At 71.0% G+C, this 13255-nt stretch carries 12 protein-coding genes; 5 read left to right on the forward strand and 7 right to left on the reverse strand.

The window, feature by feature from the left end; translation table 11 throughout:
• Positions 1-69: 69 nt before the first annotated feature.
• On the reverse strand, positions 70-1218 hold the full coding sequence (locus J7E89_RS36135; protein ID WP_214980141.1) for an aminopeptidase P family protein: 1149 nt from the start codon (positions 1216-1218) through the stop codon (positions 70-72).
• Positions 1219-1222: 4 nt separating this feature from the next.
• Positions 1223-1933, reverse strand: a complete 711-nt coding sequence (locus J7E89_RS36140; RefSeq protein ID WP_285439332.1) for a nucleoside/nucleotide kinase family protein — start codon at positions 1931-1933, stop codon at positions 1223-1225.
• A gap of 39 nt (positions 1934-1972) precedes the next feature.
• Between J7E89_RS36140 and J7E89_RS36145 the strand changes: the two genes are divergently transcribed.
• The 3 genes from J7E89_RS36145 (at position 1973) to J7E89_RS36155 (ending at position 6617) form a co-directional block, all read left to right on the forward strand.
• Positions 1973-2365, forward strand: coding sequence for a VOC family protein (locus J7E89_RS36145; protein WP_214980144.1), 393 nt, complete (start codon positions 1973-1975; stop codon positions 2363-2365).
• 61 nt (positions 2366-2426) lie between these two features.
• Positions 2427-5486: a glycoside hydrolase family 38 C-terminal domain-containing protein gene (locus tag J7E89_RS36150; protein ID WP_214980146.1), complete on the forward strand. Its 3060-nt coding sequence runs from the start codon at positions 2427-2429 to the stop codon at positions 5484-5486.
• Positions 5487-5576: 90 nt separating this feature from the next.
• Positions 5577-6617, forward strand: coding sequence for a dipeptidase (locus J7E89_RS36155; protein ID WP_214980148.1), 1041 nt, complete (start codon positions 5577-5579; stop codon positions 6615-6617).
• A gap of 108 nt (positions 6618-6725) precedes the next feature.
• Here J7E89_RS36155 and J7E89_RS36160 read toward each other — a convergent pair whose 3' ends face one another.
• Positions 6726-7208 carry a MarR family winged helix-turn-helix transcriptional regulator gene (locus tag J7E89_RS36160; RefSeq protein ID WP_214980150.1) on the reverse strand — a complete coding sequence of 161 codons (483 nt, stop codon included), beginning with the start codon at positions 7206-7208 and terminating at the stop codon, positions 6726-6728.
• 93 nt (positions 7209-7301) lie between these two features.
• On the opposite strand from J7E89_RS36160, the gene J7E89_RS36165 reads away from it, so the two are divergent.
• The gene (locus J7E89_RS36165) at positions 7302-7712 is read left to right on the forward strand and encodes an organic hydroperoxide resistance protein (protein WP_214980152.1); all 411 of its coding nucleotides are present in this window, start codon (positions 7302-7304) and stop codon (positions 7710-7712) included.
• A gap of 57 nt (positions 7713-7769) precedes the next feature.
• On the opposite strand, the gene J7E89_RS36170 is transcribed toward J7E89_RS36165, so the two are convergent.
• Together J7E89_RS36170 and J7E89_RS36175 are read right to left on the reverse strand one after the other, a co-directional pair.
• Positions 7770-8222: a hypothetical protein gene (locus tag J7E89_RS36170; RefSeq protein ID WP_251061562.1), complete on the reverse strand. Its 453-nt coding sequence runs from the start codon at positions 8220-8222 to the stop codon at positions 7770-7772.
• A gap of 29 nt (positions 8223-8251) precedes the next feature.
• Positions 8252-8578: a ribbon-helix-helix protein, CopG family gene (locus tag J7E89_RS36175; RefSeq protein ID WP_214980156.1), complete on the reverse strand. Its 327-nt coding sequence runs from the start codon at positions 8576-8578 to the stop codon at positions 8252-8254.
• 163 nt (positions 8579-8741) lie between these two features.
• On the opposite strand from J7E89_RS36175, the gene J7E89_RS36180 reads away from it, so the two are divergent.
• On the forward strand, positions 8742-12071 hold the full coding sequence (locus J7E89_RS36180) for a tetratricopeptide repeat protein (RefSeq protein ID WP_214980157.1): 3330 nt from the start codon (positions 8742-8744) through the stop codon (positions 12069-12071).
• On the opposite strand, the gene J7E89_RS36185 is transcribed toward J7E89_RS36180, so the two are convergent.
• Positions 12060-12755, reverse strand: coding sequence for a class I SAM-dependent methyltransferase (locus tag J7E89_RS36185; RefSeq protein WP_214980246.1), 696 nt, complete (start codon positions 12753-12755; stop codon positions 12060-12062). The genes J7E89_RS36180 and J7E89_RS36185 overlap by 12 nt on opposite strands.
• A gap of 83 nt (positions 12756-12838) precedes the next feature.
• A complete protein-coding gene (gene msrB, locus J7E89_RS36190) occupies positions 12839-13246 on the reverse strand; it encodes a peptide-methionine (R)-S-oxide reductase MsrB (protein WP_214980159.1) in 408 nt (135 codons plus the stop codon).
• Positions 13247-13255: the final 9 nt, after the last annotated feature.

The raw sequence follows: 13255 nt of genomic DNA on the forward strand, positions 1-13255 counted from the left end.
GTGGGGTGGGGTGGGGTGGGGAAAGGCCCGCCGCAGGCGGCCTGCCGTTGCCGCGAGCGCGCGGCCGCCTCAGCTGACGACGGCCATCTCGCGTGCCGTCGTGTTGAGGCGGCGCCCGCCGTCCCCCGTGACGGTCACGATGTCCTCGATGCGTACCCCGAAGCGCCCGGGGAGGTAAATGCCGGGCTCGATGGAGAAGCACATGCCGGGTACCAGCGGCTGCTCCTCGCCCTCGATCATGTACGGCGGTTCGTGCGTGGTCACCCCGATGCCGTGCCCGGTGCGGTGGATGAACCGATCGCCGTACCCCGCCTCGGTGATGACCGCGCGCGCCACCCGGTCCACCTCCTGGCAGGCGATCCCCGGCCGCACCGCCTCGAACGCCGCCTGCTGCGCCTCCCGTACGACGTCGTGGACGCGCTGCTCCTCGGTGCTCGGGGCGCCGACGTGGACCGTACGGGAGGTGTCGGAGCCGTAACCGTGCTTGAGGCCGCCGAAGTCGAGCACGACCATGTCGCCCTCCTCGATGACGCGCTCACCGGCCTCGTGGTGCGGGTTGGCGCCGTTCGGGCCGCTGCCGACGACCGTGAAGTCCACCTGCTCGTGTCCGAACTGCGCGAGCAGATGGGCGAGTTCGGCGGCCACCTCGTTCTCGCGGAGACCGGAGAACCGGAGCTTGACAATCTCCTCGTACGTCGCGTCCGCGGCCGCCCCCGCCGCCTCCAGCCGCGCCAGCTCGGCGGCGTCCTTGACGGCCCGCAGCATGGGCAGGGCGGCCGTCAGCGATACGTACGAAGTGGCCGGCAGCGCCTGCTGGAGGCCGAGAAGGTGCATCGCCCAGGTGTTGTCGCTGACCGCGAAGCGGCCGTCAAAGTCGAGGAGCGGGGCGGTGACGGCGTACGGGTCCTTGCCGTCCGTCCAGTCGCGCAGGGTGAGTGCGGCGGCGCCGGGGGCCTGTTCGGCGTCCGGCGCCTCCAGGGTCGGCACGACGAGGACCGGGTCCTGTTCGACGGACAGGACGAGCAGCGTGAGCCGTTCGGTGGTGGCGGGCCGATAGCCGGTGAGGTGGACCAGGTCGGGTCCGGGCGCGACGAGTACGCCGTCCAGGCCGGCGTCGGCGGCCGACTGCGCGGCGCGGGCCATGCGGGCGCGGTAGTCGTCGGCGGTGAAGGGCGCGGGGGCGGGGGCGGATGCGGCGGACGCGGGCGCGGAGGACATGGCCTCATCCTGCCCGGCGCGCGGTGTCCTCGCCAGGCGATGGAGGGGTTGCGCCGTGGGCGAAAGTGACGACGAGGTCGGCGCGGTGCCGGCACCCCGCGACCAGCCGGGCGTTGGCCTCGTCCGACGCGTGGACGAAGCGCTCGGCGGCCGGGCGGGACTTGCCGAACCTCTCGTGCCGGTCGACGAGGCGGCGTACCCGCTCCTCCTGTTCGGCCTCCAGGAACCACGCCTCGTCGAGCAGGTCCCGAACCCGCGCCCAGGGGCCCGCGTCGAGGAGCAGGTAGTTCCCCTCGGTGACGACGAGCGGTACGTCCTGGGGGCCGGGTACGGCGATGCTGCCCGCCACGGGTTCCTCGATCATCCGGTCGAAGGCGGGCGCGTAGACGACGGTGTCCGGCGTCTCGGGGGAGCGCAGGCGCGCGAGGAGGGCGGCGTATCCGGCGGCGTCGAAGGTGTCCGGGGCGCCCTTCCTGCCCGTACGCCCGAGGCGCTCCAGCTCGGCTCCGGCGAGGTGGAAGCCGTCCATGGGGACGAGTACGGCGAGTCCGTCGAGGCGGTCGACGAGGTGCGCGGCAAGGGTGGACTTTCCGGCCCCGGGCGCGCCGGCGATACCGAGGATGCGGCGGCGGCCGGGGGCGATCAGGCGGCGGGCGCGGTCGACGAGGTGGCGCGGTTCCATGGGGCCATGGTGCCGCTCGGCGCGCGAATTCATCCCGTTCGGGAAGGGGCGGGGTGGGGAAGGAAGAAACCCATGCCGCACATCGCCCTCGTCACCCTCGTCGTCCGCGACTACGACGACGCCATCGCCTTCTACACCGGCGTCCTCGGCTTCGAGCCGGCCGAGGACACCGACCGGGGCGACGGCTCCCGCTGGGTCGTGGTCCGCCCGCCCGGGTCCACGGACGAAGGTGCGGGCCTGCTGCTGGCCCGCGCGAAGGACGACGCGCAGCTCGCGCGCGTGGGCGGGCAGACGGGCGGGCGTGTCGGCTTCTTCCTGCACACCGAGGATTTCGCGCGCGACCACGCCCGGATGACGGCGGCGGGCGTCCGCTTCCTGGAGGAGCCGCGCCATGAGCCGTACGGTTCGGTCGCCGTCTTCGAGGACCTGTACGGCAACCGCTGGGACCTGCTCCAGCCGGCCTGAGGGCACAGAGGGAGTACGCCGCCGTGCCGTCCCGCCTTGCCCCACACCATCGGAGTCACTCATGCATGACGACCGAAGCATCGTGGAACACCGCCTGCGCCGCGTCCTCACCGAGCGCATCAAGCCCGCCGTCCGCTCCCGGCCGCTGCCGATGACCATCGAGAAGTGGGAGGTCCCGGGCGAGCCGGTCCCGGTCGCAGAGGGCTTGTCCGCCGTGTACGAGCCGGCTGCGGCGGGGCAGGCATGGGGCCCGGCGTGGGGCACCACGTGGTTCAGGGTCACGGGGCGGGTGCCGGCCGAGTGGCGGGGCCGTACCGTCGAGGCCGTCCTCGACCTCGGCTTCGACCGGCAGATGCCGGGCTTCCAGTGCGAGGGCCTGGTCTACCGCCCCGACGGGGAGGCCGTGAAGGCCCTCAACCCGTTCAACGACTGGGTGCGGATCGGTGACCCGGCCGAGGGCGGCGAGGAGGTGCTGCTGTACGTCGAGGCCGCTTCCAATCCGGTGCTGGCGGGCCATACGCCGACGTACGAGGGCGACAGGCTGACCTCCTGCGCCGATCCGCTGTACCGCGTCCAGCGGATGGATTTGATGGTCTTCGAGGCCGAAGTGTGGGGGCTGGTCCAGGATCTGGAGGTGCTGGGCTCGCTGATGACCGAGCTGGCTGAGAGCGACGCGCGGCGTTGGGAGATCCTGCGGGCGGTCGAGCGTGCGCTGGACGCCGTCGACCTGGCCGACATCGCCAGTACGGCCGCCCGCGCCCGCGCGGAGCTGGCCGGGGCCCTCGCTTCCCCCGCGAACGCGTCCGCGCACCGCGTCAGCGCGGTCGGGCACGCGCACATCGACTCGGCGTGGTTGTGGCCGCTGCGCGAGACGGTGCGGAAGGTGGCTCGTACCTGCTCCAACGTGGTGGCACTGATGGACACCTGCCCCGACTTCGTCTTCGCGATGTCGCAGGCGCAACAGCTCGCCTGGATCAAGGAGCACCGGCCGGAGGTCTTCGCGAGGGTGAAGGAGAAGATCGCGAACGGGCAGTTCGTGCCGGTCGGCGGGATGTGGGTGGAGTCGGACACGAACATGGTGGGCGGGGAGGCGATGGCGCGTCAGTTCTTGTACGGGAAGAAGTTCTTCCTGGACGAATTCGGCATCGAAACGCATGAGGTCTGGCTGCCGGACTCCTTCGGCTACACGGCGGCGATGCCGCAGCTCGTCAAGCTGTCGGGCTCGAAGTGGTTCCTGACGCAGAAGATCTCGTGGAGCCAGTCCAACAAGTTCCCGCACCACACCTTCTGGTGGGAGGGCATCGACGGCACGCGCGTCTTCACCCACTTCCCGCCGGTCGACACGTACAACTCCGACCTCGGCGGCGCCCAGCTGGCGCACGCCGCCCGCAACTACCGGGAGAAGGGGCGGGCTTCGCGCTCCCTTGCCCCCTTCGGGTGGGGCGACGGCGGTGGAGGCCCCACGCGGGAGATGCTGGCGCGGGCTGAGCGCCTGCGGGATCTGGAGGGCTCTCCAACGGTGACGGTCGAAAAGCCGTCCGCCTTCTTCGCGAAGGCGGAGGCGGAGTATCCGGACGCGCCGGTGTGGGCGGGCGAGCTGTATCTGGAGCTGCACCGCGGTACGTACACCTCGCAGGCGAAGACCAAGCAGGGCAACCGGCACAGCGAGTCGCTGCTGCGGGAGGCGGAGCTCTGGGCGGCGACGGCGGCGGTGCGCGTGGCCGGCTACTCCTACCCGTACGAGGACCTGGAGCGGATCTGGAAGACGGTCCTGCTGCACCAGTTCCACGACATCCTGCCGGGCTCGTCGATCGCGTGGGTCCACCGGGAGGCGCGGGAGACGTACGCGCGGGTGCGGGCGGAGCTGGAGGCAATCACGGCGGCGGCGCAGGGGGCGCTGGCGGGCGAGGGTTCGGCGGAGGTGACTTTCAACGCGGCGCCGCACGCCCGCCGTTCGGTCCCGGCGGGCGGAGCGGCGGCGGCTCCGGCTTCTGCCGCCGGCCCCGTCACCGCCGTAACCGTCGGCACCGCCGTAACCGCCGTGAGCCACGAGTCCGGCGGCTACGAACTCGCCAACGGCCTGCTGCGGATCGTCGTCGACGGGCGCGGCCTGGTGATCTCGGCGTACGACGTTGGGGCGCGGCGGGAGGCGGTGGCGCCGGGCGGGGCCGCCAATCTCCTCCAGATCCATCCGGATTTCCCGAACATGTGGGACGCGTGGGACGTCGACGAGTTCTACCGCCACAACGTGACGGACCTGGTGGGCGTGGACAGCATCGCCCTGACCGAGTCGACGCGGGACCGGGCGGTGGTGACGGTCTCGCGCTCCTTCGGCGACGGCTCAACAGCCGTACAACGCCTCACCCTCCTCTCCGGTGCGAAGGTCCTGAACATCGAGACGGAGGTGGACTGGCACGAGACGGAGAAGTTTCTGAAGGTGGCCTTCCCGCTCGATGTGAAGGCGGACAGGTCGGCCGCCGAGACGCAGTTCGGTCATGTCTTCCGCGCCACGCACACCAACACATCGTGGGAGGCGGCGAAGTTCGAGATCTGCGCGCACCGCTGGATCCAGGTGGAGGAGCCGGGATGGGGTGCGGCGATCGTGAACGACTCGACGTACGGCCACGATGTGACACGCGCCGTACGGGAGGACGGCGGCCAGACCACCACCGTCCGCCTCTCCCTTCTCCGCGCCCCGCGCTACCCGGACCCCGCCACCGACCAGGGCACGCACCGCCTGCGTTTCGCGCTGGCGCCGGGCGCGACGGTCGTGGACGCGGTGCGCGAGGGGCACTGGATCAACCTTCCGGAGCGTACGGTCAGGGGCTCCGGCACCGCTGTCGAACCACTGCTCACGTCGGACGACGCCCGCGTCGTGGTGGAGGCGGTGAAGCTGGCGGAGGACCGCAGCGGCGATGTGATCGTGCGGCTGTACGAGGCGGCGGGCGGCCGAGCGTCGGCGACGCTCAGGACCGGCTTCCCGGTCACCTCGGCGATGGAGACGGACCTCCTGGAACGCCCCCTGGCCGACTCGCCGACGTACGAACTGACCCAGCAGGGCTCCTTGGACCTGGCCATGCGCCCCTTCCAGATTCTGACGCTTCGTCTGGCGCGGAGCTGAGAGCGTCGGCCGATGGAGTTCTGATCCCCGGATTGAGAGCCTGAAAAAAGGCCAGGTCCCGGACCACGCTCCGGCGTAGCATCCGGCCGCATGTCCTCTCCCGAACTGCACCACGACGCCGTCGTGGCCGACACCCACAACGACCTCCTCCTGGCGGTCACCGCCCGCCCGCCGCGCCGCTGGGCGGGCTTCTTCCTCGAGCAGTGGCTTCCGCAGCTGCGCGAGGGCGGGGTGAACCTCCAGGTACTGCCGGTCTTCATTGAGGACAACTTCCGCCCGGAAGGCGCCCTCCGCGAGACCCTGCGCATGATCGAGTGCGCGCACACGCTGGCCGAGGGCAACGCGGACGAGGTACGGCTGTGCCTGGACGGCGCCGACATCGACGCGGCGCTGGGGGCGGGGCAGGTCGCCCTGGTACTGGCCCTGGAGAGCGCCCCCGGCATAGACGCCAACGTAGAACTCCTGCCCACCCTCCACCGCCTGGGCGTACGTATCGCCTCCATAGCCCACTGGGGCCGTACGCCGCTGGCCGACGGCAGCGGCGAGGACGCCACCGGAAGCCGCCTCACCGCAGCCGGTGTCGAGGCCCTGGCCGAGATGGAACGTCTGGGCATCCTCTTCGACGTATCGCACCTGAGTGCCTCCGGCGTTGCCCACGTCCTTGAGCTGGCCACCCGCCCCGTCCTCGCCACCCACTCCTCGGCCCGCGCCCTGCGCGACCACCACCGCAACCTCACCGACGCCCAGATCCGGGGCATCGCCGCGACCGGCGGCACGGTGTGCGTGAACTTCCTCCCGGAGTTCCTGGCCGACGACCCGGCCGAGTGCACCCTGGACCGGCTGACCGACCACATCCTGCACATCACCGACGTCGCCGGCGCCGACCACGTGGGCCTGGGCCCGGACTTCATCCAGGAGGTGATCGGCGACATCACCCCACCCTGCTGCGAGCCCGACTACGGCTTCCCCTGGTCCCTCCCGGGCATCGAGGGACCCCGCGGCCTGCCCTTGCTCACGGAGGCACTGCTGTCCCGAGGTCTGCCGGAGGAAACCATCCGCAAGATCCTCGGCGACAACGTTCTCGCCCTCTTCCGCAAGGAACTGGGCCGCCCGCGGAACTTTCGTCCGTAACAGGACCACTGAAGGATCGTCGCCGGATCCGGTTGTGCCAGCTTGACGAACGCATCCCGTGCACGCCCCGGGTTCAGAAGGGTGGCTCCACGAGCAACCGGAGCCCTACTAGCGCTGAGCCTCGTCCAGTGCGCCCGTCAAGCGGCCCAGGAGTCCTTGAAGGCCGAGGATCTCCTCGATCGAAAGGCCTGTCGCGGCAAGAATCCTGCGCGGCACCGGCAGCGCCCGCTCACGCATCTCCGCCCCCGCTTCTGTCAGCTCGACCGTTACGGAGCGTTCGTCGGCGGCGCTGCGCTCGCGTCGCACCAGGCCGGCCGTCTCCAGCCGCTTGAGCAGCGGAGACAGCGTGCCGGAGTCGAGGCGCAGCTGCTCGCCGATCGCCTTGACGGGCTGCGGGCCGTGCTCCCAGAGGACGAGCATCGCCAGGTACTGGGGGTACGTGAGGCCGAGGTCCTTGAGCGCGTCGCGGTAGACGCCGCCGAAGGCGCGCGAGGCCGCGTGCAGCAAGAAGCAGACCTGGTGATCGAGGCGGAGCAGCTCCGCATCGGAGACTGCGGGGAGGACCGGGTCGGTGGTGGGGGCGGGCGTCATGGATCCAGGGTAACCCGTCGCACATCATTAGGTTGTGCGCAATTTAATGATGTGCAATCCTTGAGCCTCCCGCAGACGAACGAGGAGACCCCCATGAACGCGCTGTACACCGCTGTCGCCACCGCCAATGGCCGCGAGGGCCGCACCGTGAGCTCCGACGGTCAGATCGACCTCGCCCTCGCCATGCCCCCGGCCCTCGGCGGCAACGGTCAGGGCACCAACCCCGAGCAGCTCTTCGCCGCCGGGTACGCCGCTTGCTTCGCCAGCGCGATGGGCCAGGTCGCTCGCCAGATGAAGGTCGACACCAAGGACGTGTCAGTGACCGCAGAGGTCTCCATCGGCAAGGACAGCACGGGCTTCGGGCTCGCGGTCGTGATGCGCGTGGAGCTCCCGGACGCCTTGGCGGGCGAGACGGGCCGGAAGCTGGTCGAGGCGACCCACGCCTACTGCCCGTACTCGAAGGCCACCAGCGGCAACATCGAGGTCGAACTCGTCATCGAGTAGCACGGGGCACTGCCCAAAACCCGTGAAGGGCGCCCCCTCAGGGGCGCCCTTCACGATTCACACCGCCACGACATGCACATCTGGTGGCTCCAGCACTGCGAGGTACGACTTCAGGTCGTCCGGATCGCTGGTGAAGATCACCGCACTGCCGTGCCGGACCGCGGCCATCGCAACCCAGGCGTCCACCGCGCCAGGCCTCTTCTTCGGCGATAGTTTCGCCTCGCCGAGTGCCGCGCCGACGCGACGCCAGTCCACAACATCGAGACCCGTCGCGCAGGCGATGCACTCGGGACGGCCGGCGCTCGTTTCGCGCATCGAAGGCTCCGAGCTGCGGGCCTGCGGCACCGTGCAGTCCTTCAGCACGCCGGCCAGTGCGTGTACCAGTGCCGGACGGGGCCGCCAGACCTGGGCGAGGACCGGTCCGAGTACCAGTGCACGGTGCGGGCTCGCCTTCATTCCCTCATGCAGGCGAACCGCCTTGGCTTTGCGGTCAGCGAGCGCGATGAGCATCCCGGTGTCGTAAACAGGCACCCGTGCACTCACGCGACTCGCCCCGGGCGCGCACCGGAGCGGTCCGCGCCGTGGACCAGACCGAGAGCCTCTTCGACCTCGAGACGTTCCTGCTCCGTCAACTCTCCAGGTGCCACATCCGGTTCCGGGGACAGCCCAGCGGCTTCGGCCTCAGCCGCCGCGATCATCGCGTCCACCCCGGCAAACTGGTCCTCTATGGCGTCGGTCTCCGCCATCTGCCGCGTCGCGGCATGCACCAGGTACGCCGAGACGTCCATTCCGGCTCGCTCTGCGTGCTCCCTGATGCGCTCGGCCTGCTCCTGTCCAAGGCTGATACTGATCCTGGTTTTCGCCACACGGAAAGTGTATGACGCGTATTACGCCCTGCCTGGCTGAGCCCTCTTGTGGAATGGTCCGGCAGGCGTCCGGCGAACGGACACCCCCCGCCCGTGGAACGACGTGAGACCCTGAACACTCGGGCAGAGCCGTTGAGTTGTGTGCCGGAGGGGGTCGTTTTTCATGTTCGGGGCAGAGCTCTTGGCGCAGACCACCGCCGCCGCCGCGGGGACGATGGTGGCGCTGATGACCACGGACGCGTGGGCCTCCGCGCGCCGTCAGCTCGGGCGGGTCTTCGGGCGGCGGGGTGCTGAGGTCGAGGAGGAGCTGGAGCGTACGCGTCAGTTGATCGAGGCGACGCCCGCCGAGCGGCAAGCCGTTGTCTTACGTGAGCAGCAGGAGCAGTGGCACGCCCACCTGCGCGCGCTCCTCACCGAAGATCCCGCGCTGACCGCCCGGCTCGGTGCCTTCGTGGAGGAGTTCTCGGGGGTGTTACCGGCGCGGGCGGGACTGACCGTCGTGCACCAGACCTTCCATGCCACCGGACCAGGCGCCCATTTCGAGCTCGGGTCACCGTCCGGTGCGCCACGCTCGTCCTCCGGCACTCCGCCGCCCGGCGCCCTCACCATCGCCCCGCCCCTCGGGCGGCTCGACCGGCGGGTGCGTGGCCGTGAGCGGCTGCTCGACACGCTCAAGCAGCTGGTAGGCAAGCCCACTTCGGGCGTCCAGGTGCTGCACGGCATGGGCGGCAGCGGAAAGACCACCGTGGCGCTGGAAATCGCCGCGTATTCAGGGGCGCTCGGCGTCGACACGTGGTGGGTGACCGCGGCGGATCAGGCCTCGCTGAGCGCCGGCATGCGCGAGGTGGTCGCCGCCCTCGGTACGCCCGCGGACCTCATCGACCGCGCCTGGTCGGGGCGGTCCAGCGCCACCGACCTGTTGTGGCGACGGCTGTGCGACACGACGTACCCCTGGCTGCTGGTCGTCGACAACGCGGACGAGCCCGAATACCTCGCCCCGCACGGCCGCCTGTCCGAGGGCACCGGCTGGATCCGTCCGGCCGCCGAGCTGCCCGGCCTGGTCCTGCTCACCAGCCGCGACAGCAGCCCGGCGACCTGGGGCCCGTGGGCGACCCTGCACGCTGTGGACGCCCTGGACGAGACCGACGCCACCCACGTCCTGCGGGATCTCGCCGGCGACCGGGCGGGCCCGCGCGCGGACGCGCTGCTGCTGGCCCGCAGACTCGGCGGCCTGCCGCTGGCGCTGCGCATCGCGGGCGCGCACCTCGCCGCCGCCTCCGCCTTCCCGGCGTGGCCGGGGACGAGCGCCATCCGTACGTACGCCGAGTACCGGGCGGCGCTCGACGAGCGTTTCACCGAACTCCTCGACGAGGAACCTCCCGGCGGCCACGCCCCGCCCGCCGGAGCCGTGCCGGTGAGCCGCACCTGGGAGCTCTCCCTCGACCTGCTGGAGCGCCGCGGCATCACGCAGGCCCGCCCCTTGATGCGGCTGCTGTGCTGCCTGGGCGAGGCGCCCGTACCCCTCGTCGGCCTGCTCAACCCGGACCGGCTGGCGGCCTGCGGCCTCCTCCCCGGTGTCACGCCCCATCAGCTGTTCACCGCGCTGACCTCCCTTGCCGACTTCGGCCTGATCGCACTGCACACCCCGCGCACCGCCGCCGACGGCGAGGCCGCCTGCACCCTGCTCCTGCACCCGCTCGTACGCGACGCCGGTCGCCGCCAGCAGGGTCTGGCCGATCACCAGGAGGAGTACGCGCTGGCCGTCGCCGATCTGGTCGCCGCGGCCGCCGCCGACCTGAGCGTGGACGACCCCCGGGACTGGCCGCGCTGGCGGCTGCTGCTGCCGCACTGCGACGCCCCGCTGGCCCTGATCGGCGATCCGTACGCTGCCGATCCCGGGCTCGTCTCGACGGCGCTGCGCGCCGCGACGGCCGGGGCGCGCCACCTGATCAAGGTGGGCTGGCTCGACCGCGCAGAGGCGGTGCTCGACGCCTGCGAGCGCGTCGCCGTCGCCTGCGACGCCCTCGATCCGGACGCCCTGGACGTACGCTCAGCCGCGGCCCACCTGCTCCAGCTGCGCGGTCGTCTCGCGCCCGCCGAGGCTCTTCTGCGTACGATCCTCGACGACACCCGCGCCCTCTACGGCGACGGTGCCGGCGAGACCGCCGACGCCCGCCACGCGCTCGCCGTGCTCCTGGACGACCGCGGCCGCACCGCGGAGGCCGAGACGGAGTACCGCACGGTGTACGCCACGCGCCGCACCCTGCTGGGCGAAGGCGACCCGCAGACGCTCGCCGCCCGCAAGGGCGTGGCCCGCATGTCGCAGCAGCGCGGGCTGCTGGCGCAGGCGGAGGAGGAGTACCGACTGGTGCTCGCCGCGTACCGGGAGGCCCTCGGCGACCGTCACCCCGACACGCTGACGACCCGCCACGACGTGGCCAAGGTGCTGCATGAGCGCGGCATGTTCGGGCAGGCCGAGCAGGAGCTGAGGGAGACCCTGGAGCTGTGCCTGGAAGTGCTGGGTGCCGGGCATCCCAGCACGCTGGGGGTTCGCCACGACCTCGCGGACGTACTGCGTGACCGTGGCCTGCTCACAGAAGCGGAAGGAGAGTTCCGGGCGGTTCTGGGGGTGCTCCGCGAGCTGCACGGCGAGGACCACCCGGACACGGTGGCAGCTCGGTACGGACTGGCGACGGTATTACGCGATCGTGGCTGGCCCGGCGACGCGGAGCAGGAGTTCCTCGAGGTGTTCGAGGTCCGCCGCAGGCTGCTGGGCGACATGCACCCGCACACCCTGGTCGTACGCCACAACCTCGCCGACCTGCTCAAGGAGCGCGGCCGGCTGGAGGACGCGGAGGCGGAGTTCCGGGAGGTGTACGCCGCCCGCCGGACCCTCCTCGGCGAACAGCACCTGCTCACCCTGTCCGTACGTCATGGAGCCGCCCACGTCCTGCACCTGCGCGGCCGCACCGGACAAGCGGAAGACGAATACCGCGCCGTCCTCACCGACTGCACCAACACCCTCGGCGCCCGCCACCCCGGCACCCTCGCCGTCCGCCACAACCTCGCGCACCTCCTCAAGGAACAAGGCCGGCTCCTCCAGGCGGAGGCGGAGTTCCGGGAGGTGTACGAGGCACGGCGTACCGTTCTCGGCGAACAGCACCTGCTCACCCTGTCCGTACGCCACGGGGCCGCCCACGTCCTGCACCTGCGCGGCCGCACCGGACAAGCGGAAGACGAATACCGCGCCGTCCTCACCGACTCCACCAACACCCTCGGCGCCCGCCACCCCGGGACCCTCGATGTCCGCCACAACCTCGCCGGCCTCCTCAAGGACCAAGGCCGGCTCGCGGAGGCGCAGGAGGAGTTCGGGGCTGTCCACGAGACGTGTCAGGAGGTCTTCGGGGAACTCCATCCCCGCACGCGCGCGGCAGCGGACGCGCTGCTCGTAGTGGCCCGGTTGCGGGCAGGGGAAGACCCCTCAGGCTCCTGAGCGGACCGCTCCGGCGGGCTCGTACGGGAACTCCGACGGGATCTGCCGCAGGTCCCACAACGCCAGCGTCTTGTCGTCGTAGAAGTCGTCGGAATCCTCGTCGCTCAGCACCCGCAGCGGCTCCGGCAGGCCGAACGGGGCGAGCCGCAGATTGATGGGCCGCCACCAGCCGGTGAGTATGTCGGTGTTGGTGCGGGTCTGCGCGAAGGTCGTGGTCAGCAGGAATCGCGAACCGCTCTCCCTGAACCGGGTCAGCGCCTCGATCACATGCTGGTACGAGAAGTGCACCAGCGCGTCCCGGCACAGGATGAGATCGACCCGCGGCACCCGCTCGGCGGTGAAGTCGAGCAACTGGAAGCTACGCCCGGGCGCCTCGTGGCGCGCCGCGTTGTCCGCGATCAGTTCCTCGACGATGTCGCCGCCCGTGTAGCCGGCGCCGCCCAGGTCGACGTACTGCATCCAGTTGAAGTCCCCGCACGGCGCGTCGAGCACCGACCGGATCTCCAACTCCCTGACGAGGTCGCCCAGTTGGGTGATGACGCGCTTCATCCGCTGGACCTCGGACCCCGGCCCCGACCGCGTCTCGCCGGAACCCCAGCGGTTCGTGCGGTAGATGGCGGTGAACAGGTCGGGAAGGTCGGTCTCGTCATGCGCCTCCGCGACGTCGACGTGTCTGCGTTCCATCACGTCGTAGACAGGCTCCCCTGGATTACTGAGGTACCGCGGCCGCGGGGTCAATGACGTCCTCTTTTTCCGGGCTCAGGAGCTCAGGCCTCGTCGGGGGTCAGCCGCAGCGAGATCGAGTTGATGCAGTAGCGCTGGTCCGTCGGGGTCGGGTAACCCTCGCCCTCGAAGACGTGGCCCAGGTGCGAGCCGCACTTCGCGCAGCGGACCTCGGTGCGGGTCATGCCGTGCGAGGAGTCCGCGATCAGTTCGACCGCGTCCGTGTCCTTCGGGTCGTAGAACGACGGCCAGCCGCAGTGCGACTCGAACTTCGTGTCGGAGCGGAAGAGTTCCGCCCCGCAGGCACGGCAGGAGTAGACGCCGGTCGTCTTCGTGTCGGTGTACTCGCCGACGAAGGCGGGCTCCGTGCCGGCCTGGCGCAGGACGGCGTACTCGGCGGGGGTCAGCTCCGCGCGCCACTGCTCGTCGGGCTTCTCGACGTCGTACGACATGGTGGGCTC

The organism is Streptomyces sp. ISL-100 (genome assembly GCF_018614615.1).
Lineage (GTDB): Bacteria > Actinomycetota > Actinomycetes > Streptomycetales > Streptomycetaceae > Streptomyces.